The following is a 370-nucleotide window of genomic DNA, read 5'->3' as shown; positions in this document are numbered from 1 at the left end:
CAGCGTGCCCTCCGCCTCCGGCAATGTCGATTCATAGGGGCGCGCGGCCTCGATGCCGCTGCGGCGAAGCGAGCGCACCGCGTCAGAGGCACGCGCGATCCGGCGACCGCGATCGAGCTCGGTGATACGGGCCTGCGCGTTGGCGACGTGGCGCTTCAACCTGATGATCTCGGTCGCGAACAGCGCGCGCGCCGTCATGGCCGCATCGCGATCGGCCTCCAGGGCCGCAATGGCGTCGGCGGCCTCCTTGGCGAGGTCCTCGCGGCCGCCATCCAGCGCCGCAACGGCACGGGTCTCGAGATCGGCGATGCGCGCATTGGTGGCCTCGAGCTTGCGGCCTTCCTGCTGGTCCTGCGCGATCGCCAGCGCC

The 370-nt window shown here is 71.6% G+C and carries 1 protein-coding gene; it reads right to left on the bottom strand.

Features of this window, described 5'->3' with window-relative positions:
- The coding region (locus AC5ZGW_RS47555; protein WP_496114327.1) for a PspA/IM30 family protein at positions 1-370 on the bottom strand (370 nt) is incomplete at both ends.

This window comes from Bradyrhizobium sp. Crot121 (assembly GCF_059512385.1).
The sequence above is the reverse complement of the archived record's forward strand: the minus strand, read 5'-3'. Positions and strand labels throughout refer to the sequence as shown.